At 69.4% G+C, this 22099-nt stretch carries 24 protein-coding genes; 12 read left to right on the forward strand and 12 right to left on the reverse strand.

The features are described from left to right. The first annotated feature begins 3 nt into the window (after positions 1-3). Positions 4-726 carry an immunity 52 family protein gene (locus G4D86_RS43060; RefSeq protein WP_164000561.1) on the forward strand — a complete coding sequence of 241 codons (723 nt, stop codon included), beginning with the start codon at positions 4-6 and terminating at the stop codon, positions 724-726. Positions 727-771: 45 nt separating this feature from the next. Here the strand turns inward: G4D86_RS43060 and G4D86_RS43065 are convergent, their stop codons facing one another. After that, a complete protein-coding gene (locus tag G4D86_RS43065) occupies positions 772-2604 on the reverse strand; it encodes a hypothetical protein (RefSeq protein WP_164000563.1) in 1833 nt (610 codons plus the stop codon). A 147-nt stretch (positions 2605-2751) separates the two neighbouring features. Further along, on the reverse strand, positions 2752-3201 hold the full coding sequence (locus tag G4D86_RS43070; RefSeq protein ID WP_164000565.1) for a hypothetical protein: 450 nt from the start codon (positions 3199-3201) through the stop codon (positions 2752-2754). Between the two features lie 314 nt (positions 3202-3515). Between G4D86_RS43070 and G4D86_RS43075 the strand changes: the two genes are divergently transcribed. The 3 genes from G4D86_RS43075 to G4D86_RS43085 all read left to right on the forward strand — a co-directional run bounded on the left by G4D86_RS43075 (position 3516) and on the right by G4D86_RS43085 (position 5816). Next, positions 3516-4406 carry an RNA polymerase factor sigma-32 gene (locus G4D86_RS43075; protein ID WP_164000567.1) on the forward strand — a complete coding sequence of 297 codons (891 nt, stop codon included), beginning with the start codon at positions 3516-3518 and terminating at the stop codon, positions 4404-4406. A 175-nt stretch (positions 4407-4581) separates the two neighbouring features. Then, on the forward strand, positions 4582-5529 hold the full coding sequence (locus G4D86_RS43080; protein WP_164000569.1) for a chymotrypsin family serine protease: 948 nt from the start codon (positions 4582-4584) through the stop codon (positions 5527-5529). 59 nt (positions 5530-5588) lie between these two features. After that, the gene (locus tag G4D86_RS43085) at positions 5589-5816 is read left to right on the forward strand and encodes a hypothetical protein (RefSeq protein WP_164000571.1); all 228 of its coding nucleotides are present in this window, start codon (positions 5589-5591) and stop codon (positions 5814-5816) included. Positions 5817-5921: 105 nt separating this feature from the next. On the opposite strand, the gene G4D86_RS43090 is transcribed toward G4D86_RS43085, so the two are convergent. Beyond that, the gene (locus G4D86_RS43090) at positions 5922-6740 is read right to left on the reverse strand and encodes a hypothetical protein (RefSeq protein ID WP_164000573.1); all 819 of its coding nucleotides are present in this window, start codon (positions 6738-6740) and stop codon (positions 5922-5924) included. A 511-nt stretch (positions 6741-7251) separates the two neighbouring features. Here G4D86_RS43090 and G4D86_RS43095 point away from each other — a divergent pair. From G4D86_RS43095 to G4D86_RS43125, 7 genes are all read left to right on the forward strand, one after another. Continuing rightward, positions 7252-7836 carry an RNA polymerase sigma factor gene (locus G4D86_RS43095; RefSeq protein ID WP_275899214.1) on the forward strand — a complete coding sequence of 195 codons (585 nt, stop codon included), beginning with the start codon at positions 7252-7254 and terminating at the stop codon, positions 7834-7836. Positions 7837-7984: 148 nt separating this feature from the next. Further along, positions 7985-8530 carry a hypothetical protein gene (locus tag G4D86_RS43100; RefSeq protein ID WP_164000579.1) on the forward strand — a complete coding sequence of 182 codons (546 nt, stop codon included), beginning with the start codon at positions 7985-7987 and terminating at the stop codon, positions 8528-8530. Positions 8531-8639: 109 nt separating this feature from the next. Continuing rightward, entirely contained in the window at positions 8640-9170 is a 531-nt protein-coding gene (locus tag G4D86_RS43105) for a hypothetical protein (protein ID WP_164000581.1), read from the forward strand. Positions 9171-9192: 22 nt separating this feature from the next. Then, positions 9193-9729 (forward strand): hypothetical protein, encoded by a 537-nt coding sequence (locus G4D86_RS52365; protein ID WP_205520307.1) that lies wholly within the window; start codon positions 9193-9195, stop codon positions 9727-9729. Positions 9730-9974: 245 nt separating this feature from the next. Then, positions 9975-12401: a hypothetical protein gene (locus G4D86_RS43115; protein WP_164000583.1), complete on the forward strand. Its 2427-nt coding sequence runs from the start codon at positions 9975-9977 to the stop codon at positions 12399-12401. Continuing rightward, positions 12398-13168, forward strand: coding sequence for a phage tail protein (locus tag G4D86_RS43120; RefSeq protein WP_164000585.1), 771 nt, complete (start codon positions 12398-12400; stop codon positions 13166-13168). The genes G4D86_RS43115 and G4D86_RS43120 overlap by 4 nt, the downstream gene beginning before the upstream one ends. 42 nt (positions 13169-13210) lie before the next feature. Next, a complete protein-coding gene (locus G4D86_RS43125; protein ID WP_164000587.1) occupies positions 13211-13351 on the forward strand; it encodes a hypothetical protein in 141 nt (46 codons plus the stop codon). Positions 13352-13366: 15 nt separating this feature from the next. Here G4D86_RS43125 and G4D86_RS43130 read toward each other — a convergent pair whose 3' ends face one another. The 3 genes from G4D86_RS43130 to G4D86_RS43140 all read right to left on the reverse strand — a co-directional run bounded on the left by G4D86_RS43130 (position 13367) and on the right by G4D86_RS43140 (position 16971). Then, the gene (locus tag G4D86_RS43130) at positions 13367-14632 is read right to left on the reverse strand and encodes a family 16 glycosylhydrolase (protein WP_164000589.1); all 1266 of its coding nucleotides are present in this window, start codon (positions 14630-14632) and stop codon (positions 13367-13369) included. A 111-nt stretch (positions 14633-14743) separates the two neighbouring features. Continuing rightward, positions 14744-15568, reverse strand: coding sequence for an SDR family oxidoreductase (locus tag G4D86_RS43135; protein ID WP_164000591.1), 825 nt, complete (start codon positions 15566-15568; stop codon positions 14744-14746). 155 nt (positions 15569-15723) lie between these two features. Continuing rightward, positions 15724-16971: an MFS transporter gene (locus G4D86_RS43140; protein ID WP_240360803.1), complete on the reverse strand. Its 1248-nt coding sequence runs from the start codon at positions 16969-16971 to the stop codon at positions 15724-15726. 68 nt (positions 16972-17039) lie between these two features. Between G4D86_RS43140 and G4D86_RS43145 the strand changes: the two genes are divergently transcribed. After that, positions 17040-17285, forward strand: a complete 246-nt coding sequence (locus tag G4D86_RS43145) for a hypothetical protein (protein ID WP_164000593.1) — start codon at positions 17040-17042, stop codon at positions 17283-17285. On the opposite strand, the gene G4D86_RS43150 is transcribed toward G4D86_RS43145, so the two are convergent. The 6 genes from G4D86_RS43150 to G4D86_RS43175 all read right to left on the reverse strand — a co-directional run bounded on the left by G4D86_RS43150 (position 17282) and on the right by G4D86_RS43175 (position 22004). Continuing rightward, on the reverse strand, positions 17282-17488 hold the full coding sequence (locus G4D86_RS43150; RefSeq protein ID WP_164000595.1) for a hypothetical protein: 207 nt from the start codon (positions 17486-17488) through the stop codon (positions 17282-17284). The two genes, G4D86_RS43145 and G4D86_RS43150, sit on opposite strands and share 4 nt — an antisense overlap. Next, positions 17485-18111, reverse strand: coding sequence for a hypothetical protein (locus G4D86_RS53440; RefSeq protein WP_240360804.1), 627 nt, complete (start codon positions 18109-18111; stop codon positions 17485-17487). Before G4D86_RS53440 ends, G4D86_RS43150 begins: the two co-directional genes overlap by 4 nt. A 98-nt stretch (positions 18112-18209) precedes the next feature. After that, complete coding sequence (locus G4D86_RS43160) at positions 18210-19367, reverse strand: S1 family peptidase (RefSeq protein WP_240360805.1); 1158 nt, start codon at positions 19365-19367, stop codon at positions 18210-18212. Positions 19368-19371: 4 nt separating this feature from the next. Further along, positions 19372-19968 carry a toxin-antitoxin system YwqK family antitoxin gene (locus G4D86_RS43165; RefSeq protein WP_164000597.1) on the reverse strand — a complete coding sequence of 199 codons (597 nt, stop codon included), beginning with the start codon at positions 19966-19968 and terminating at the stop codon, positions 19372-19374. Further along, positions 19968-20726: a hypothetical protein gene (locus G4D86_RS43170; protein WP_164000599.1), complete on the reverse strand. Its 759-nt coding sequence runs from the start codon at positions 20724-20726 to the stop codon at positions 19968-19970. Before G4D86_RS43170 ends, G4D86_RS43165 begins: the two co-directional genes overlap by 1 nt. Before the next feature lie 258 nt (positions 20727-20984). Continuing rightward, positions 20985-22004: a hypothetical protein gene (locus G4D86_RS43175; RefSeq protein ID WP_164000485.1), complete on the reverse strand. Its 1020-nt coding sequence runs from the start codon at positions 22002-22004 to the stop codon at positions 20985-20987. Positions 22005-22099: the final 95 nt, after the last annotated feature.

Below are 22099 nucleotides of genomic sequence, written 5' to 3' on the forward strand. Positions count from 1 at the left end.
CGAATGACGGAGACCTACTACTCGGCCTGTTACTGGCCACCCCGCAGCGAAACCGTTGAAGCGTGCGCCCGACGCGCGGAGGACTTCTTTCATCGAATCGGCACGCTGGAACCGACCTGGAACCGGTGGCACGAGACAGGGAGCTCCTTCGCGAAAGCCCGCGAGCGCCAAGTCCAGACGGATGCCACGGCTTTCATGAAGCGGTTTCAGAAGAAGAAGAACCGGGTCGGTGACGATGAGTTCCACTATTGGCTGTGGGCAGGTGACAACGAGAAGGAAACGTCCGGTGTTAATGGTTCATGCGGCTCGGACAACCGCTGGTCGCGGCCCGCCTGCGTGCTCAGGTCTCCTAGCCGGGGAGCTGTCGCCGAGAGAGTCCTCACCGCGCCTGTGCTGACCGAGGTGGTGCGAGCCATGGCCCTGGCCTGGGCCCCGGAATGTGGCATCGCCACCTCCCACCTTCACCGTGACACAGCCTGGCAGGGCCTCGAAGCAGGCACCTTCACCGGCTGGGTGACGTACTTCTCCCGCCAGCGCGGCACGGTGCCTCCCCTCCCCGCGCCCGTGCGCATCGAGCCCGTGGAAGACAAGGGCACCCTCATCATCCTCACTCCGGAACGCTTCACCGCCGCCAACCCGGAGCACGTCGCCCTCGCCGCGCGCGTCCAGGAGCTGCTGGACCGCGCGGGCCTGCTCCGTCCGCTGGATCAACCCGTGGCGAAGTAGCGGGCAGGAGGCCCTGAGTCCTCCCACCCGATTCTCTTCAGTACCTCAGCACCCCGGCCCGACGATTCCAGACGCCTCGCACCCGAGCAGCCCGCCCTGGATGGGGATGGGCGTCACCGCGCCGTTGTATTCGAGCCGCGCCCGCTCGAACCACTGCGCGCGAATCCACCGGTTGTCCTTCGTCAGGAAGTCCAGCTCCTTGGAGATGGGATAGCCGAGCACGGCCACCCCCTTCGCGTTGTAGTAGTCCCGGAAGGCGCCGCACACGTACTTGCCGCCTCCGGCGAACGGGCCGATGAGCGAGCAGTTGGAACCGGGCGAGCTCTGCCCCGGGTTCCAGTCATCCGGGTTGATGCCATACCGCTCGCGCGCGAGCTGGCTGCCGATGGAGCCCAGCGCCACCTGCGAGCCCGAGGGCAGCTCCGGGTGGTACTCCAGCCGGTGCCGCTGGAACCACTGCTGCCAGAGGATGCGCCCGGTGCGCGTGTCCACGCCGCAGTCTTCCTCTGCGACGGGATAGCCGAACACGCCCAGCCCGCCCTTCGAGTCATACGTGCTCAGGAACAGCCCACGCACCGTCTTCCCCGTCTCCGGGAACAGGCGCGAGGGCGAGGTGCTCTGCCGCCAGCACGCGCCCCAGCCCGTGTTCGCGTCTCCCGCGTTGAACGTGTTGGAGTTGTTCGTGAACGCCTGCCGCAATGCCGGGTAGCGCGACAGCGACTGCTGCGGCCACGCGTCGTCGTGCCACGTGTACCAGACGGCGCCGATGAGGTCGTGATTCGAGCTGCCCCCGTTCCACGCGTTCATGTCGTTGAGCGCCGTGACGATGAAGCTCGCCACGTCGCTCTCGGTGGAGGAGCCCTCGACGTTCGCCGCCCACTCGGACAGCAGCACCGGCACCTGCGAGAAGCCCAGCGCGTCAATCCACTGGAGCGCGTTCTGGTAGCCCAGCCCCGCACCCGTGGTGCCCGTGCGGAACGACGTCAGGCCCGCGGCCGCATTGCTCACCCCACCCGCGTACGCGTGGATGGCGATGCCGTCCACGTCCACCGGGTGCAGGTTGTAGAGCATCCCGGTGAGGTAGTCCCTGCCGGACGTGTAGACGTCGGAGGTGAAGTCCGTCGCGTTGGGCGACACGCCGCCAACATAGACGACGTCATTCCCATGCCCCGCCGTGCCCCGGATGAGCGCCCGCGCGGAGCGGTACACGTCGCCGTAGACGTTGTAGGGAATCCGGCCGCCGGGGAAGCCCAGCGCCTCGCCCTTCATGTTCATCTCGTTGCCGATGATCCAGGTGTGCACCGCACCGTTGTTCGGCGCGGTGAGCACGCGGCGGAGGTAGTCGAGGTAGCACTCCTTGTGGGTACCGCCCGGCGTGGTGATGTCACCCGCTCGCGCGCTCAGGTCCGGGGAGAGGAAGCAGCGGCCCCAGGAGCCGTTGTTCGTCCCGCCCTCCCACGGAATGGTGGCGCCCGCCACCGCCGCGCCCTGCGGGTTGATGTTGCCGCCGTCGCGCGCGTAATCCACGCGCACCACCGGCGTGAAGCCCTGCCCCGCCGCGATGGCCATGCCGCTCAGCAGGCCCCCAATCCAGTTCACGTCGGTGCTGTACGTCTCCTTCACAATCCAGCCCTTGCGCCCGGGGAACATCGCCGTCAGCGCGCCCAGCTGGCCTGTGACGTCGGGCGAGTGGACGCCCAGCATCACCGGCGAGCGCGGCGCCGGGTAGCTGCCACGCGTCGCGCCAATGGCCGCTGACGAGACCGCCACGTCCGCCGCGGGCGGGACGTCATCGGCCGGAGACAGTGAACCGCACGCGCTCGTCGCCACCAGCGCCGCGCCCGCGAGCGCCTGCTGGAAGAATGGACCCGCTCTCATGTGAGTGCCCCCTGCGAGCGGACGCGCGTGAAGGGGCGTCCCGGCCCGCACGCGAAGTAGCCCCGCCCGGAACACGGAAGTCAAAGTTTACAGGGCTTACCTAAAATTAAAGGATGCGCCCCCGGAGACCTCTGCGCGCCGTCCGGGTCAGTGCGAGTCTGGCGCTGGAGGCTCGCTCCGCTCCTCCGGGGTGACCTTCTGCTCCGCGCGCTTGCGGATGAGACGCTTCGTCGCGGTCTCCTCTTCTTCCGTGCGCTGGCGCCGCTTCACCAGGCCCTGCGTCTCGTCCACGAACCAGAACACCACCCGGAAGAAGGCGGCGATGACGGTGATGAGCAACGAGGAGAGAAACCAGCTCAGCACCCTGCCCGGCCAGCCGCCGACGGTGACGTCGATGGCGTACGTCCCCGTCAGCGGCACCAGCGCGAACGCGGCGTAGTGCGACACGCAATAGGAACAGGACACCAGGTACCCGAAGAAGGTGTCCTTCCCTCCGAGCCGCTCCCGCAGCGGGGCGAAGATGCGCTCCCGGGCGATGGTCTGCGACACACCCATCACCACCGCGGAGACAGCGAAGAGCTGGAAGACGTCCACCATCTCCCCAAGGTGGAGATGACGCAGGAGGTAAGAAGGAGCACACCCGCCCTGCGAGGGCTCGTCCGCCTGCCTGCCCCTCGCGGCGCGTCCCGCGCAACCTCACGTTTGCCGGTAAACGTTCGGAAGAGACTTCCTTCCGGCCCCCTGTAAAAACGACCGACTACCGCCCCTAAGCACCCTGGGGCGTTTGTGCAAACCCGCGTATCCACTCGGGAACGCTGCAGATCGGCCGTGGCACACGCATTGCGATAGGCCACCCCCGTCCGCAGTCGAGCGAACCCCCAAGTTTCGATCTCTTTACCCCGAGAGACACCATGCAGACCTCCAACTCCTTCTCTGCCTCCCCCGACTCGCTCTCCACGTACCTCTCGGAGATCAACCGCTACCCGCTGCTCACGCAGCCGCAGGAGCAGGAACTTTCCCGCCGCTTCCGCGCGGGGGACCTGGCCGCGGGCCACCAGCTCGTCACGGCCAACCTGCGCTTCGTGGTGAAGGTGTCCTACGAGTACCGCTCCTACGGCCTGAAGATGTCGGACCTCATCCAGGAGGCGAACATCGGCCTGATGAAGGCCGTGCAGAAGTTCGACCCGGACAAGGGCATCCGCCTCATCTCCTACGCGGTGTGGTGGATTCGCGCGTACATCCAGAACTGCATCCTCAAGAACTGGAGCCTGGTGAAGCTCGGCACCACGCAGGCGCAGCGCCGGCTGTTCTTCAGCCTGGCCCGCACGCGCCGCGAGCTGGAGAAGATGGGCGCCGGCAATGGCAACATCGTCAACGCCGAGGAGATTGCCCGGAAGCTGAACGTGAAGGCCTCCGAGGTGCGCGAGATGGAGCAGCGCATGGGCGGCCGTGACTTGTCGCTCGACGCGCCCATGGGCGAGGACGGTGACGCCACGCACCTGGACTTCGTCGAGTCCGAGTCCGCCTCCGCGGTGGACGAGGTCGCCGACAAGCAGCAGGCGGACCTCACCCGCGAGCTGGTGCAGCGCGCCCTGCGCCGCCTGGACCCGCGCGAGCGCTTCATCATCGAGCAGCGCGTCATGGGCGACGCGGAGATGACCCTCAGCGAGCTGGGCGAGCACTTCGGCTTCTCCCGCGAGCGCGCCCGCCAGCTGGAGATTCGCGCCAAGGACAAGCTCAAGGCCGCGCTCGCCACGCTGATGGCCGAGGCCGGCGTGGACGAGGCCACCCTCGCCGCCTGATCCACGGGCGACATGATTTCCCGGCGGTAGACCCGAGCCAGCGTGCCCATGAGAGTGGGCGCCCTGGCTCGCGGTGTTTCCAGGCCGCCTTCGCTTCACAACCGTTGATGCTACGCCGTCTCTCCGGCTGCACCCCACAGCACCTCGCGCGAGCGCGAGGTAGGAGAGATGTCCCATGGCCTCGAGTTCCGGTACTCCGCTGCACCTGGCATTGCGCGCCGTCCACCTCCACGGCGAGTCGTTTCTGAAGGACCCCAACGTCCTGGGCGTGGCCGCGGGCTACAAGCTGGCGGGCGGTCAGAACACCGGCGACCACGCGGTGACCGTCTTCGTGGCGCGGAAGGTGGCGCGCTCGATGCTCCCCTCGAGCGTGCTGCTGCCCGCCAAGCTGTCCATCTCCGGCCAGGACGTCCTCACGGACGTCGTCGAGGCGGCCGGCCCCTTCTACCAGCACACCAACATCTCCAGCGTGCTGCCGGCCCACCCGGGCACCAGCATCGGCGAGGTGAGCGTCACCGCGGGCACGTTCGGCGCGGTGGTCTACGACAACAAGGACGGCTCCAAGCGCATCCTCTCGAACAACCACGTGCTCGCCAACAACAACGCCGCGCCCATCGGCTCGCCCATCGTCTACCCGGGCTACGCGGATGGTGGCCGGGCGCCCGCGAACACCATCGCCAAGCTCTCCAAGTTCATCACCATCGTCCCCGAGGCCCAGGGCTTCAACGCGGTGGACGCGGCGGTGGCGACGCCCCTCGACTCCTCCGCCATCGACGACACGCCGCTCAACGGCGTGCCCGCGCCCAGCAAGGCGAATCCCGCCGTCGGCCTGCTGTGGGGCGGTGACAGCAAGACGCAGAGCTTCTACTCGCCCATCGACGTCGTGCTGAGCCTGCTCGACGTGCGCTTCGCGAGCGCCGACTGCAGCACGGCCGCCAGCCTCGGCCTGGAGGTGCAGAAGACGGGGCGCACCACCGAGAAGACGACGGGCAAGATCACCCACCTGAACGCCATTCTCAAGGTGGGCATCCAGGGCCTCGGCACGGCGGTGTTCAAGAACCAGTTCATCACCACCCTCATGTCCCAGGGCGGCGACAGCGGCTCGGTCGCGGTCAAGGTCTAGACTCGGAGCGCCCGCCCGGCCACCGCCGGGCGCATCCGCGAAGCGGAAGAGGAGCCACGATGGCAGACCAGGACCTGCGGGACATCATCGAGCGGCACGGCCCCGGGCTGCTGCGAAGGTCCGACGTCACCGGGCTCGCCCAGGGCAACGCACGCGAGCACGGAGGGGCTGACGCTCCCTGTCTCGTGCTCTTCGTCACCGAGGACGCGGACACCCATGGCCTTCCGGACCAGTTGGAAGGCATTCCGGTGTACGTGGTCCGGAAGCCCGTCCCCCGGCAGCAGTGACTGTCACCGCGGAGCAGACCCAGGGCCGCCCCGGCTGAACCGCGGGGCGGCCCTTCGCATTCACTCGAGTCACGACGCACGCCTGGCGCCGCACCCCTCCCCTTCCTACCGCGACGCCGCCTCCAACCTGCGCAGCGCCTGCGCCGCCGCCCGGCGCGAGCCGCACCTGTCACCGCCGCCATCACCGGGCCCGCGCTCGGCCAGCTCCCGCAGCGGCTCGCGCGCCCCGTCCACGGAGAGCCCGCCGAGCACCCGCGCGGCGGCGGCACGCACCGGACACTCCGCGTGGCCCAGCATCTCCACCAGGCGCTCCGCCGCGGCGCCATGTCCCGCCTCCGTGGCCTGGCGGTAGTCCTCCACCGCCAGGCGCGGCTCGCCCAGCAGCTCGCGCAGCTGTCCCTGATGGAAGGCGCGCACGCCCTCGTCCTCCTCCGCGCCCAGCAGCTCCTGCGCTTCGCGCGCCCTCGCGGCCCGCTCCGCCTCCGGCGCACGCGCCACGGCCTCGAGCGCGGACTCCAGGCGTGAAGGCCAGTGCCACGCCACCACCGGCACCGCCACCAACCCCACCACCAGCGCCACCCGCCTCGCCTGCTTCCACGTCACGTCGCGCACGCGGCGCACGAGTCGGTGGCACACCAGGGTCAACCGCGCCACCCCGCGCCGGGCCTCGCCGCTCCAGCCGGGGCCCCGCCCCAGCCCGCTCGCCGGCGCTCGCGCACGGAACACGCGCACGCCGCCGGGGACGACGTCGCGCAGGAAGACGCCCACCTGCTCCGTGGGGATGCGCGCCTTGTCCATCACCAGCCAGGTGGACTCGGTGAGGAACACGCCATCGCCGGTGAGCGCCTCCAGCAGCCGCTCCGCCAGGTCCGCTGGCTCACCGCCGACGTCGTCCGACTCCAGCCACACCTCGCCTGTGCTCACCACCTGCCGCAGCTCGAACCGCCCAGGTCTTGGCGCGTGCATGTCATCACGCGCACGCCGCGTCTGTATTTCCAGGGCACAGAGGACGGCCACGGTAGGGGACGCAAAGGCAACCAGGAACGAGCCACCGCGCGCGCTGAACATCCGACCTCCGCGGGCGCGACACGCCGGCACCACGCGCCACGCGTGCGCATCGCGCAGCCGTCGCTCCTCGTCGAACGTGCGAGGGTGTTCTCGCGCCGTGTCATGCACGACGCGCGTGAGAAGGATGGCGAGGTTGGCGGTCTTCACGTCATGGGGTGACGCGTGGCGCGACGCAACTGTGATGCGAATCACCGCGGCAGCGCATGTCAGCCCCTGGATCAATATTGAACATGCGGCCCCATGACCCTTCTGCTTCGGGTCAAGCGTTGAAGTGCCTTCCGTACGGCAACTCACACATTCAGGTTCCTCGCCTTCCAGTCAGCACCGGACCTGCTGATCGGATTCGCGTTGGGCCCCGCGGGCCGCGATGTCCATTTCAAGGGATAGCTTCTGGAGTGTCTGGCAATGCCATAGCGAGTACCTCTACCGGCAGAGCCTCTGCATGATGAACGGCAACCGCGCGGACGCCGAGGAGGCGTTCAGCGCGGCCATGCTCCGCGCGTGTGAAGCCGTCCACGTGCAGGAGCTCCGCGTCACCAACGAGAAGGCCTGGCTGGGCGCGGTGCTGCGCAACGTCTGCGTGGACGCGCATCGCCGTCGCCAGCGCTTTCATGACGACTCCGGCGACGACGAGGAGCCGGTAGATCGCATCGGCACCCTCGAGTCGACCGCGCCCTCCCCCGAGACGCTGGTGCTGCGCGACGAGGTGGAGAGCTGCGTCTGGGAGCGCGTCCTGGCGCTGCCACCGACGCTGCGCGAGCCCTTCATCATGCGCTTCCAGCACGACATGTCCTATGGAGACATCGCCCACCGGCTCGGGCTGACGAACTGCAACGTGCGCAAGCGCGTCCAGCTCGCGTACCGCGCCCTGCGCGACGTGCTGGCGGACCTGAAGCCGGATTCACGCCGTGAAACCCGCGCCATTCACAACGGGATGGCTCGGGCGTCCTGAAATCGTTGCCGCCGCAGCACGCAGCACGCGGCACACGCTGAAAGCCAGACACACCCTGCTTCATGTCTCACGTGTGGGGGCGCTTTTACAGGCCGGCCTCTCACGCGATTGCAGCCCCCGGCCTTCACCCCACAACGCAGGAGTCGTCATGTCCGCCATCAAGCTCGTCAACGCCGTCCCCGCCGCCAACTCCCCCACCGTGGAGTTCCGCCTGTCCCAGGGCACCAACCAGGTTGCCCGCATCGGCGTCCACGCCGGTGGGCAGGCCTCCATCCCCACCACGACCAACTACCAGGTGAAGGCCTTCACGACGATGGGCGACTTCTCGCTCACGTCCAACACGCTCTCCTTCAACAACACGTCCGCCACGCTGCTGGCGCAGGTGCTGACGGAGGACGGCTTCTACGACTTCCAGCTCGTGCAGTCCCCCGGTACCCAGCCCTCCGCGCTGGTGTGCGAGAACACCTGGCGCAACCCGGTGCAGTTCACCATCAGCCAGCCGGGCTCGCCGGTGCAGATCGTCACCGTGGTGGACGAGCACAACAACACCACCGTGAGCACCGCGCAGCAGTGGCAGTGCTACGCCATCGCCGACGGCATCACCACGGCGACGGTGACCATCACGGACCCGAACGCGACCATCACCATCACCCCGGACAACGACGACGAGAGCTACACCCTCACGGTGAGCTGAAGGCCGGTGCGCGCGGGGACGGGCGGAAGATTCCCAGCTACCGCCGTCCGCCTGTCCCCGCCTCACGGCTGCCTCTCCGGCTTCCCATTCGAAGGCGCTCGAGACGACGATGACCCTGCTCCTCATCAACGACACATCCCTGCGCGTCCAGTTCCGGCTCCGCCAGCAGGCGGGACTGTCGGGCAGCTTCACGCTCGACAAGGGGGGCAGGTACCGACAGAAGGTGGACGAGCAGTACCGCGTCCGCGTGTTCAACAGCGCGCCGGAGGCGCGGTACGACCTGCTGCTCGACGTGCTCAACGGGCCGTCCATCCGCCTCTTCGCCTTCCGCCGGAACGACGACCAGAGTCCCCTCTTCGAGGTGGTACAGGAGCCCCCGCTCCAGCCCCATCAACTGCGGTGCGAGAACAGCACCCTGCTGCCGCTGTGCTTCCAGGTGGAGCGGCTCAACCCCCATCTGGAGGGCCTGCTCCAGCTCCCGCCCCAGCACTCCGGCACGCTCGGACTGGCGGACGAGTACGAGCTGGATGCCGTCATCGGCGGCTGCATGTCCAACCGCCTGAGCCTGAAGACCCTGAACTGCACGGTGACCGCCTACCACGACAAGGAGACCGGGAAGACCGGTCTGCGCGCTACCTGACCCCATCGCGAAGAAAGACCCCATGACCAGCCCATCGACGCAGTCCTCTTCCTCCTCCATCCGGCCCCTGAATACCGGGGACACCGCAGCCGCCTCGGGAAGCTGGGAGTACTACGGCTTCTCCCTGTCCTGGGAGGCCTCGGACCCGTACTCCGTCACCCTCACCAGCAAGTGCGGAAGCAGCTCCGGCAGCTACACGCTGCAGGCCTCCGCCACCGCCTCCAGCCCTTCGAGCCAGATCGCCGAGGCGCCACTGAAGACCGAGGCCCGCCTGGACCTGGCCTCCCAGGTCCAGATGGGTTCGTCAGGGCCCATCTCCATCATCCTGAGCATCCAGCTCTCGCCGGACATCGTCCTGCGGACGAACATCGGCGGCTGGACCGTCAACAAGTCGCCCGACCATCCCGACAGCATCAGCTCCTGGTGGCCCATGCAGGCCTCGAGCGGCAGCGGCAGCGGCGGCAGCAGCGGGAGCGGCAGCGGCAGCGGCAGCGGCAGCGGCGGCAGCAGCGGGAGCGGCAGCGGCAGCGGCAGCAGCGGCGGCTACCACATTCCCTGAAAGGATGATGACAGATGGCTCTGCGCACTCCTGGACGTCCCCCGGCTCCGCTCCCCGGCACGCCCGCGTTGCCCGCGGCGCCATCTCCTTCGGCGACCCCCGCGCCCCGGGTCTCTCCGCAGCCCGCCGCCCCATCCGCAAACACCGCGGTTTCCGGCCCGGCGCCCGCGCACGTCGCGCAGTCGCCGGGCCACCTCCCCCCACCGCTTGAGCGTGGCCGGGTGGGGCGGGTGGAGCTGCCGGGAATGGGCCGCTTCACCGTGTCCTGGCATGCCAGTCCGGACGGGCTCGCCGTCGGTGGGACGGTGCGCTCCGCGACCAACGGCCAGGAGGAGCACTTCCAGCTGGACTCCGTGAATCGCCGCAAGTGGATGCAGCTCGGTCAGCCTCCCGCCACGCTGGAGCTGGAGCTGCACTTCCAGCAACTGCCGCGCGTGGACTTTCGCGCGGAGGTGCAGCTCAGCGCCTCGATGGTGCAGGAGCTCAGCATCTCCGAGTGGTGGACCGACCAGCCTGCCCCGCCCTTCCACCCCAACCACGACGAGCCCGCCGGCGTCATCATCGACAATCCGGCGGAGTCGATCGAGATCCTCTCCTACCTGGTGATGCAGTACGTGAAGAAGGGCGGCGCACCCGAGCAGGACGGCCGCTTCATCTTCCACCCCGACGACACCACCTCCTCCGCGCCGACGACGTCCCCTCCGCCCGCCGAGACTCCCCCGGCCCCGGAGGCGAGCACCGCCGCGAGCGCGCCGCCGGCCACCGCGGCCCCCGCCTCGCAGCCCTCCGAGCCGCTCCCGCCTCCACCGCCCCCAGTCACCACGGGCACGCTCGCCGGACTGCATCCCGTGCTCTCCGCCATCAAGGGCGTCTGCGAGCTCTCGAAGCTGGTGAAGACGGCGTGGGACGCGCTGATGCAGTCGCCGGGCACCTGGCTGTCCTCGCAGGAGGCGACGGACCTGCGGACGACGCTGTGGAATCAAATCATCGACCACGCCGCGAACAGCCCCGGACGCACGCAGGAAGGAGACGCCCTCATCCAGGCACTCCGAGTCTTCGCCTTCCTCCAGCGGCTCCACGGCGGCGACGCGACATTGAAGGAAGAACAGCCGCGCAAGCAGGCGCTGTCGGCGCTCGTCGTCCTGCCCCGCGCGCAGCTCCCGGACAGCGTGCCGCTGGCGGACAGCGCCATGGGCTCGCCGCTGTCCCCCCCGGGCGACGACACGGGCTGGACGCAGCTGCTCGGCTTCGGACTGCTGAAGCTCGTCCGCCAGCAGCTCCGGGGCTACGAGCCGGGAGAGATTGCCTACACCCTCAACGTGATGCCGGGTGAGAAGCGCGTCCTCTCCGAGCGCCACCAGTCCCACGCCGAGCAGCACTCCCGCCGCGAGCGCGAGTCGAAGGACGAGGAGTCGAAGTCCAACCAGACGCAGACGGACCAGGACCTGCGGCACGAGGTGGAGGCGCTGGCCGCCACGGACACCCTCACCCGCGACTTCAGCAACGTCACCTACAGCTACGGCAGCAACGGCCTGACGCTCACGCTGGGCGGCACCGCCACCGACACGCTGAAGGACCAGGACACGCTCACCACCGACGACACCCGCACCGTCCAGAAGACCCTCCAGCTCGCGGCGAACCGCCTGGAAGCGCGGCTGGGCACGCAGCGCGAGCGGCGCCTCGTGGAGGAGTCCGAGCGCGTCTCCCGCGCCGTGCACGACAACCGCGGCAAGGACCTGCGCCAGGTGGGCATCTACCAGTGGCTGAAGAAAATCTACCGGATGAGCCTCGACGAGCGGGGCGCGCGCCTCATCGTGGAGATTCTCGTCCCGCAGCCCGCCAGCGCGCTGCAGGAGCTGCTGGAGCCCTCGGGCCGCCTGCCCACTCCGCCGCTCCCGCCGGAGCGCTTCTGGATGCCCATCACCTCGCACCGCGACATCGACGACACGAACTACCAGCTGCTCGAGGCCTACTACCGCGCCGAGGGCGTGACGCCGCCTCCCGGCGGGGACACATCGCTGTCTCCACCCTCGCCGCCGTGGACCTCCATGCTGTGGGAGGTGTGGCAGCTGCGCGTCTACGAGGCCATCCTCGCCGGCTACCGGCGCTGCTGCCGCCTCTGGTACGAGGGCTGCTGGCAGCGGCTGCGGGAGTCTCCGTGGACATTGCGCGAGCTGGAGCACGAGGCGCTCAAGAGCAAGGGCCTCGCCGCGCTGCAGGCGCTCCACCCGCGCCCGGAGGACCAGCAGCCGCCCTACCTGCGATTCTTCGACGCGGCCTTCGAGTGGAAGGACATGGCCTACCGCTTCTACCCGTGGGGCACGGGGAGCAAGCCCGCGGAGCCGACCTTCGACTGGATGGGGCTGGCCACGCACGCGCAGGACTCCGACGCGCGCTTCCTGCGCTTCCTGCGGGCCGGCTCGGCGCGGATGCTCGTCCCGGTGGCGCCGAGCTACTGGCTGCCGGTGGCGTACTACTTCGCCTACGGCCAGCTCCCGCCCTGGGGGCCCGGCGAGGTGCCCGTCCCCGAGGTGCTGGTGGACCTGCTCACCGCGATGCTGGAGGCGATGGACCGCAAACACACGAGTGAGCCCCACTCCTGGCGCGTCGAGGTCCCCACGTCCCTCCTCTATCTAAGGGAGGGCTCCACCCTTCCGGAGATACGCCGATGATTCCCTTTCCTCCCCCTTCCGGCAGCGCCCCCACGGTGGTCCCCACCGCCGTCGTGTCCCCCGTGGGCTCGGTGCTGCCCTACGCGGGTCCCATCAACGCGTGCACCCAAGCCAACCTCATGGCGCAGGGCTGGCTCTTCTGCGACGGCGCCGTCGTGGACAACGCAACGTACCCCGAGCTCTACAACATCATCGGCACGCTGTATGGGGCGCCGCCCAAGTCAGGAAACGACACGGCCCCCATCCAGTTCTACCTGCCGGACTACCGGGGCTCGTTCCTGCGCGGCGTCAACCGGGACGCCACCCGCAACTTCCCCGGCGTCAGCAACACCAGCCAGCCGAGGGACCCCGACACCGACAGCCGGCTGAACGCGCGCTATTCGGCGTCGGGGAGCGACGGACAGGGCAACAGCGGAAACAGCGTCGGCTCGGTGCAGCTCGACGCCTTCCTCACGCACCAGCACGACGCCCAGCAGCCCATCAGCCCGCCACAGCCGCCGCCCACCCTGTGCGAGGAGATCCCCGCGGAAATCCTCCAGTTCCAGTCGAGCCCCACGACAAACGTGCTCGTCGGGCCGAACAACTCGACGCCCACCTACCAGGTGTCCGACAACGAGACGCGGGCCCTGAACGTCTACGTGAACTTCATCATCAAGGCCCAGTCCGCGGTGCTGCCCAACCCCGGCTTCAACTACCAGTGCCCTTCCAAGCAGGACTGCTGGGGTCCGCCCTCCGGCTCCCAGACGTGCAAGGGCGGCGGCTCGTGAGCGACGTCTTCCCACCGCGCAGTCCCTGAAAGCGACACACCCATGTCCATCCCGCTCATCTGCGGCCTCGGCGCGCTCCTGCTCGCCATCATCCATGCCATCAACGGCCGCTCGTCGCTGTGGCTGGCCATCACCCTGCTGGCGCTGGGCATGGTGCTGCCCTCCGTCGTCCGCTGGCGGTAGGAGGGCAGCACCCGGCTACTGCTGCCACTGGTAGACGCGCACCCAGTCGACTTCCATCTGCTGGGGCGCCTGGCGGATGAGGTCCAGCGTGGACTGCGGCACGCCGTAGTAGGGCGTGCTCGCGCCGTTCATCCCGAAGGGGTAGCTGCCACCGACCGCCAGGTTGAGGATGATGAAGAAGGGCTTGTCGTAGACCCACGCGCCGTACCGCTCCACCTCGCCGCGCGTCACCGTCTTCACCAGCGCGCCGTCGATGAACCACTTGATGTCCGCGGTGGAGAACTCCGTGCGGTACACGTGCCAGTCGCTGACGGGAGAGCTCGGGTAGAACTGGCCGGTGATGGGCGTGTTGCCCGAGTAGCCCGGGCCATGCAGCGCGCCGGACGTCCAGTTGCCGAAGCCGACGTTCTCCATGATGTCCAGCTCGCCGCACGCGGGCCAGCCGGCCTGGTTGATGTTGTTGCCGAGCATCCAGAACGCCGGCCACAGGCCCGGGCCCACCGGCATCTTGATGCGCGCCTCGACGCGGCCGTGGCCGAACTCCCGCTTGCCCGCACTCTCCAGCCGACCGGAGGTGAAGGGGTAGCCGTTGGACCACTCGTTGCGCGCGATGAGCTTCAGCGTGCCGTTGCTGACCTGCACGTTGCCAGGCGAGCTGGAGTACTGCTGCTGCTCGCTGTTCACATGCACGCCGGTGTTGTGGACCCAGTTGGAGGCGTTGACGGTGGTGCCGTCGAACTCGTCACTCCAGACTTGAACCCAGTTGCCGCTACCGCCCACCGAGCCCCAGGTGAAGGCCTCCCAGCACCCGCCGATGGACGCGCGGCTGGCGTACAGCGGCGCGGACGCGTTGCGGCCCAGGTCGGCGGACACATACAGCCCGTTGCTCCGCGCCTTGAGGCCGATGGAGCCGTTGCCCAGCTCCACCCACTCGAACCGCTCCCAGTCCTGGATGGTGGGACGGTTGGCGGTGAGCTGCCCGCCCACGTTGGTGTCCGCCGACACGTACAGGCCCGAACCGGTGGCACGCAGCGCGATGGTGCCGCCTCCCGCGTCGACGACCTGGAACTGCTCCCAGCCCTGCACCGTCGCGCGGTTGGCCACCAGCGGCGCGGTGGCGCCCAGGTTCTGGTCCGCCGACACGAACTGCTGCGTCGAGCACGCCTTCAGCCAGATGGTCTGCCCGACCGGCGCCGCCACTGCCTCCGCGCCCAGCAACAGACTCCCGACGGCGAGCGCCAGCATCCAGCGCTTCGCCACACTTCCGAGCTCCCAGGCCATTCAGTCCTCCCCGTGGGTCCGCAATCGCGGAACTCCGTTACCACGGGGAAAGCCTGAATTGGTGAACTTTATTCACTCACTGGAGAAACTCAGGTGCCGGGTGTCCGCGGCTCAGCGGCGCGTCAATCCGTAGATGGACATCACCATCTGCTCGAAGGTGCGCGAGGGCAGCAGCGTCTTCGCCATCAGCGCGGCGCGCTGGGACAGGTGGCCCACGGTGTAGCGCACGCGCACGCCGCGCTTCTCCGTCAGCGCCAGCACCTTGCGCGCGACGGCCTCCGGGGCGATGCCCTCACCCTCCTCCACCTCCACTGCCTGGAGCACCTTCATGAAGGCCTCGCGGTACGCGGAGCCGGGGCCGGACTGGCTCGCCTTCACGCGGTTCTCCCGCACGCGCGTGCGCACGTCGCCGGGCTGCACCAGCGTGGCCTCGATGCCGAAGGGCGCCACCTCCTGGCGGAGGCTCTCCGTGAGCCCCTCGAGCGCGAACTTGCTGGCGCTGTAGAGCCCCTGGAAGGGCAGGCCCGCCGCGCCGCCCAGCGAGCTGATGTTGACGAGGAGCCCGGACTGCTGCGCCCGCATCGACGGCAGCACCGCCTTGCACACGCGCATCACTCCGAAGAAGTTGGTGTCCAATTGCCGCCGGGCCTCGTCGATGGAGACGTCCTCCACCGCGCCCGCCATGACGAAGCCGGCGTTGTTCACCACCACGTCGATGCGCCCCTCCGCCGCCAGCACCGCCTCCACCGCGCGCTGGACGGAGTCATCCTGCGTGACGTCCATCTCCAGCATCTTGTGGTGCGCGCCATCAGGCGAGGGCCGGCGGCTGGTGCCGTACACCGTGTGACCACTCGCGCCCAGCAGCTCCGCGCAGGCCTGCCCGATTCCGGAGGACGCGCCGGTGATGAGTACCACCCTGCCTCGTGAGTCGCTCATGCATGCTCCTACTCAGGGGTGATGTCTCTATTAACGCCCTGACTCAGGAACTTGTGCACTTCCCGGCCGAAAAACAGACATTGACTGTCTTTGATGCCGGAGCACTGAAGCTTTTCACTGACGCGCGTGAAGGTTTGCGCGTGCACTGAAATGACTCAGCGCTTCACGGGGGCGGGAGCCGGGAGCTGCTCCGGGAAGCGGTTGCGCAGCGCCGCCGCCACCACCAGCGACAGCGCGGCGGAGACGACGCCGCTCACGAAGGGCGCACCGGGAGCGACTGTTGAATAGAGGAAGCCGCTCCACACCGGGCCCACCACGCGCGCGAGCCCGCCCGCGGACTGAGCGATGCCGAGCACTCCGCCCTGCAGCTCGGGGCCTGCCAGCGCGGAGGCCAGGCTGGCGAGCACCGGCTGGAGCATGCCCATGCCCGTGCCCACCAGCATCATGGCGACGACCAGCATGGCCGGGTGCGACGCCGCGGCGATGAAGGCCAGGCCCGCGCCCATCAGCGTGGCGCCCATCAGCACCAGCGTGATTCCGCGCAGCCGGCGCGTCAGCCAGCCGATGGCGAAGCCCTGCAGCACGAAGGTCATCAGCCCCAGCAGCGCGAACAGGCGCCCCACCTCGCGCTCACCCCAGCCGAACCGCGCCTGGGCGAGCAGGCCGAAGGAGACTTGAAGGTTCGTGATGCCGATGAAGGTGAGGAAGAAGAGCGCGAGCATCGGGGCGATGCCCGGCCGGGCCAGCGCCTCCGCCAGCCGCACCTTCTTCCGGCCCGGCGTGCCGCTCGCGCTCGCGCTCGCGGAGCCATGGTCGGGGTGCGTCTCGGGGAAGAGGAAGAAGACGCCCAGCATCGCCGCCGCCGCGAGCACCGCCGCCGCCATCGGTGGCGCCCACTCGCCCAGGACGTGGAGCTGGCTGCCGATGACGGGCCCCAGCACCATGCCCAGACCGATGCCGGCGCCCACGCGGCCCAGCCCGGCGGCCCGCGCCTCCGGGGCCGTCACATCCGCCACGGCGGCCTGGCACGCGGCCAGGTTGCCCGCGGTGGCGCCCGCGAGCAGCCGCGAGGTGAAGAGCACGGGCAGCAGGTGCACGTGGGTGGCGTACGCGAAGAGGGCCATGGATATCGCGTTGCCCAGCAGGCTCAGCAGGATGACGGGGCGCCGGCCCACGCGGTCCGACAGCCGCCCGAGCAGGGGCGTGGCCAGCAGCTGCGCGGAGGAGAAGAGCGCGAGCAGCACGCCCGCCGTCGTCGCCGTGCCGCCCATGGACTCCACGTAGAAGGGCAGCAGCGGGATGATGAGCCCGAAGCCCACCAGGTCCAGGAACACGGTGATGAAGACGAGCGCCCGCACGCGGCGCTGGACGAAGAGGGGCACGGGCTGCGCTGGCGAGGGCACGTCCATTGCCGGATGATTGACGGCGACGCGCGTGTAGGGAACCTCAATCGCGCGGGAGTGACGGAGCGATGAACCTCATCGAGCCCATCATCCTCGGTGAAGCGGTGTTGGGCGGCGTGGTGGGCGCGACGCTGGGCTTCTCCGCGGGCGTGCTGTGGGGCCTCGGCGGGCTGCTCGCTGGCGTCGTCCTGGGGGCCCTGGTGGGCCCCTTCGTCTTCCTCTTCCTGGGGCTGCTCTTCATCACCCTGCGCTACGGGCCGCGCCGCGGCTGGGGCCTGGTGCGCGAGCTGTTCGGCCCGCGCCCGGGGAACTAGCTCGGACGGCTCCAGATTTTCGGCCAGTCGTCGAAGTCGCTGACCGCCTGGCCGTCGATGAGGAGCGAGTACATGGACTCCTCGGGGAAGTCATTCAGGCGGATGGTCAGCGTGTGCCCATCCACCTGCGTGCGGAAGGGGTGGAGCGGATCACTGGCCTTCGCCCAGCTCAGCTTTCGAGTCATCAGCTCTTCGGCGGTCATGAATTTGTCCCCGTCTGTCCGAGGAGGTGCTGGTTCACGGTCTGATTGGTCCGGTTCGAGCTGCCGATGAGCTCCTTGAAGACGTCATCTCCGCGGAGCCCCTTGCCCTCGGCCTTCTTCACCAGCTGGTCGAAGCTCGGACCGTTGATGCTCCCGTAGGTGAAGAAGTCCCGGGCGCGCAGCATCGCGACTTCCAGCGGGCTGCTCATCATCTTCCGCGCCTCGAGCCGGGCGTCGTGACGGATGGCCACCGCGCGCTTGGCCCGCTCCTCCATGGAGACGCCCTGGGCGGCCCACTGCTTGTCGAGCTCGGGGATGGTCGCCACCTTGTCCACGTACCACTTGCGGATGTCCGCGTTGGTGGTCGGCTTCTTCGCCCCGCTCGCGTCCGGGCCGTGCACCTGCTCGGTGCTGGCGTTGGACGGACGGCGCGAGCGCGGCTTCGGAGACCCGGTGTCGAAGTCGTCGTGCTTCTTCGGCGCGGACGTGGACGGAGAAGAGACCGAGTTCGTCCGCGACGGGCCGGGCGAGGAGCCGCCCTTGACGGACGAGGTGGGCGACTTCGGCGGGGAGGCCGTCTCGATTTTGGGGGAAGGAGGGGGCGTCTTCCGGTTGAGCTTCATGGGGGAGTGCCTTCGCGGGGGCGGCGAGAAAGCCTACAAATGAGTTATCGCGGACGGCGAAGAAAGGTTGCGGACCTTTACCTACCTTCGCGCACTTTTCACTTCCTGGGAACGCGAGAGCTACCCGGAGTGCGCCTGGAGCGCCAACGCGCCAGGCCAAGGGCCAGCGCGAGCAGCGTAGCGCAGGTCTCCGCCCCGGCGGTGCCCCCCGCCAGCGAGCAGCCCCCTCCCGCGACCGTCTCCTCCGCGCAGGGCAGCCACAGCCGGCACGCGTCGCCCGCCTTCACGCAGGGCCGCGCGCCATCCGACTCGGAGCAGGGTGCGCCGAAGCGGCCCGCCTCCAGGCCCGCCACCGCGCAGGTCCGCCCTCCCCCAGGTCCGTCGACACAGGCCATGCCCAGCGGGCAGTCGGCGTGGGTCTCGCAGCGCCCCGTGCACGCATCCACCGTCGCGTCGAGCGGAGGCCGCGTGGGCGGCGCAAGGGCGACCTCTTCCATCACCTCCCGGAGGAAGTCCGCATGCACGTCCACGCGCGTGTTGGTGCCCGTCGTGCAGGCGAGGTCTCCGAACGAGGTGACGCCGACGAGGTGCTCGATGCCGTCGACCTCCAGGAATGACGGGCCGCCGCTGTCGCCACCGCATGACATGGCGGGGGCGAGCGCGATGGAAAAGGCCCCCGGGTCCACCGCCGTCACGCGCGCGGTGCCGCTGCGGCGCAGGCCCGTCCTTCCGTCGTCGTCCAGGCCGAAGCCCACCACCCGCGTCGTCCTTCCCACCACGTCCGCCGGCAGCGGGGCTCCGCGCAGGGGCACCGGCGGGACGGGCGCGTCCTCGGCCAGGATGAGCACCCCGATGTCGTGCGCCCCCGCCCGCCAGTCGGGATGGAGCCGGCCCGCGACGGCGCGCACGCGCTCCCTGCCGAGCGCCCGCGCGGTCTCCGAAGCGAACACCACCGAGAGGACCTGTGGCGCGTCGGTGTTCTCCACGCAGTGCGCCGCCGTCAGGACGACGCGAGGGGCCACCAGCGTTCCGGTGCAGGTGACGGGCGACGCCGCGTCCGGCTCGCCGCAGGTCGGTGACACCGGGACGATGGCGCCCACCGCCGGGAAGCCGGGCTCGGGTGCGCCACCCACCACCGCCTGCCGCGTCGCCGCCAGTGCGGAGACGGGCGCGTGCGGTCCATCACACGCGCCCGATGCCGCGAGGAGCAGCGCGAGGAGGAGCCCGCCCGGGTGGACGGGCCTCACTCGCGCCACCGGCTCAATCCCTCGCGAAGTCACCCTGCGGTGACTCCGAGGCCTGGCCGTCGGGGTTGAAGTACTTCCACTCCCCCGCCTTCGCGCCGTTCGCGTAGTTACCCGTCACGGCGAGCTTTCCGTTCGGGTGCCACTCCGAATAGGGGCCCTGCGCCTGGTGCCCGACGAGCGTACCCTCCGCCCACTTCTGGCCGTCGGAGCGCCACGCCGTCCACTTCAGCTCCTTCGAGCCGGCGGTGTGGACCTCCTCGCGGTTCTTCTGTCCCTCCTCGTAGTAGAGGGTCCACAGGCCCTGCTTGAGGCCGCCGCGGTACTCGCCCTCGAGCTGCTTCACGCCATCCTCGAAGTAGCTCACCCAGCGGCCTTCCATCTTCCCGTCGACGTACTGGCCTTCCGTCTTCAGCTTGCCGTTGGGGTGCCACTCCGCCCAGCGGCCATGCTTCACGCCGTCGGACTTCGCGCACCACTGCACGGTGCCGTCCGGCGGCGCGTGGCCGTGAAGCCGCGCGCCATCGGGACAGGGACCGGAGGAGGACCGGCTACAGCCTGACGCCATGCCGATGACAACGGCCAGCGCCACCCATGTCTTGAAGGAAGCCATCAGCCGCAGGTGCCCACGCCGCTGCAGCTGCAGTTGTTGCTGGCAAACGAGTAGTCATCGGACGCCGCCGCGAAGCTGCCCAGGCCGTAGTCGTGCTTGGCGCAGTCCTGCGTGTACGCCGTGGTGCCCACGCACGGAGGCGTGCTGGTGATGCCGCAGCCCTGGCCGCAGCGGCCCTTGCAACCACCACCCGAGCCGCCGGTGCAGCCGCAGCCCCGGCCCGCCTGACGGTAGTAGCCGGAGCCGATGTACTGGTTGCCGCACGTGCAGGAGAGGTGGGTCCAGCCGCGCTCGGAGACGAACTCGTAGCCCGTGAGCAGCTCGCCCACCGGGACGATCTGCATGAAGCTCGTCTGGCGCATCGCCACGTCCTCGACGCGCGTGCGCTGGGCCTCGTCCGTCTCGGCCACCAGCTTCGTGACACCCTCCAGCAGCGGCCCCATCAGCTCGGACTGCGCCGCGTCCAACGCGCCACCGCTGGGGATGAAGCTGCCCGTGCCCTGGTTGAAGTCGATGTGGAACCCGATGACCGGCTCACCGAAGTCGTACGTCACCTCGACGACCTTGGACTCGGTCTCCACCACCAGCATCCGCACCGACGCGCCACCCGCGCTGTACGTGGCCTCGAGCGTCGTCTCGTCACGCTGGAGGAGCGTGAAGCCCTGCGTCTCTTCCGCCTGCGGCTGGGGCTCGTCCGAACAGCCCGCCAACGACATCGCCAGGACCACCGTCATTCCGCACAACCACTGCGCCTTCATCTCGTTCTCGTTTCCGCGCGTCGGCTTCACACACGAACAGCGAGAAAGTAGGAAAGCACAGGAGCAGCGGTCAAACCGAAAACCCAGAAACCGAGAAACAGCGCCAACCATTGCCGCGAGGGCAGTCACGACCCATGGGCCCGGGTCCGGCGCGACTGGCGGCAAGGCCAGACGCGCACACCGGAAGCTGAGGCCGCGGCCCGGGGGCTGGCGAGGGGGAAGTGAAGCGCCCCCGGGCCGCGGTGCCTCGGGGAGGCCTTAGTGGCGTCCCCCACCTCGCTCGCCGCGCTCGGGCAGGTCCACGGCGGTGCCGTCGAGCGTCGCGTCGCCGCACTCGGGGCCGAAGGCCAGCACGTGCGTCTCACCATCGGCGGTGGCGCGCGTCAGCGTCCCGGACGTGGGCCACGGGCAGACATCGCGCGACGGCCGGACGATGGCCGCGAGCGTGACGGTGCCCTCCGAGCCATCGAGGAACGCCTCGGTGTACGCGCCGTCGATGGTGCGCACCGGCGGCGTGTCGCTGGAGAACGCGACGGACAGCGAGCCCGTCAGGTGCACCGAGCTCACCACCGCGCCCGACGCGTCCGTCCGCGTGCGCGTCACATCCGCCTGCGTGGCCTTCTGGCGCGGCGGGGCGCCCAGCGTCAGCTCCGCCGAGGAGGTGGTGGTGCCCTGCACCGTGGAGACCTCACCGTCGGAGTTCGTGCGGGAAATCAGGAAGGTGACGGACTGCTCCTGCGTCACCGCGCCCTCGCAGTTCTCCGGCGCTGTGTACGTGGTCGCGATGTCCACCGTGCCCGTGGAAGGTCCGCCGTGCGGACCGCGTCCACCCGGCGCGCCGCCATCAGCCCCTCCGGTGGAATGGGCGCGCACCGTGCCCTCGCCGCCCTCGGGCGGGGGCGCGCCACCGCCGCCACCGGGGCCACCACGGCCGCCGCCGCCACCGGGGCCACGGCCACCGGGACGCTCGGGCGCGGCGCAGTCCGTCCACTCGAGGTGAACGGTGGCCGGAAGGCTCTGGCCGCAGACCTCCACGGTGGTGATGTCCGGGCTGGCATCACAGTGGAAGCCCTCCACCGCCTGCGGGCGCAGCTTGTCCAGACCGTGCAGCAAGCTCGAGACTTCCACCGCGTCGCTCGAATCCGAGACGGCCTCCACGGCCTGCGACACATCCGAGGTGGCCTCGTCGGCCGTCTTGTCCGAGCTGCAACCCACCGTCATCGCGCCCGCGGCGAGTGCGAGTGCTCCAAGCCACTGACTGCCCCTGTTCCTGCGCATCGTTCGTGCTCCTTGGTGTTTCCGGTGCCCGGCCCGCTTCCCACTGCGCCCATGGGACGAAAGGAATTATTTTCGTGTTCCCGGCACTCGTCGCT

Origin of the sequence: Pyxidicoccus caerfyrddinensis (assembly GCF_010894405.1) — a bacterium.
Classification (GTDB): domain Bacteria; phylum Myxococcota; class Myxococcia; order Myxococcales; family Myxococcaceae; genus Myxococcus; species Myxococcus caerfyrddinensis.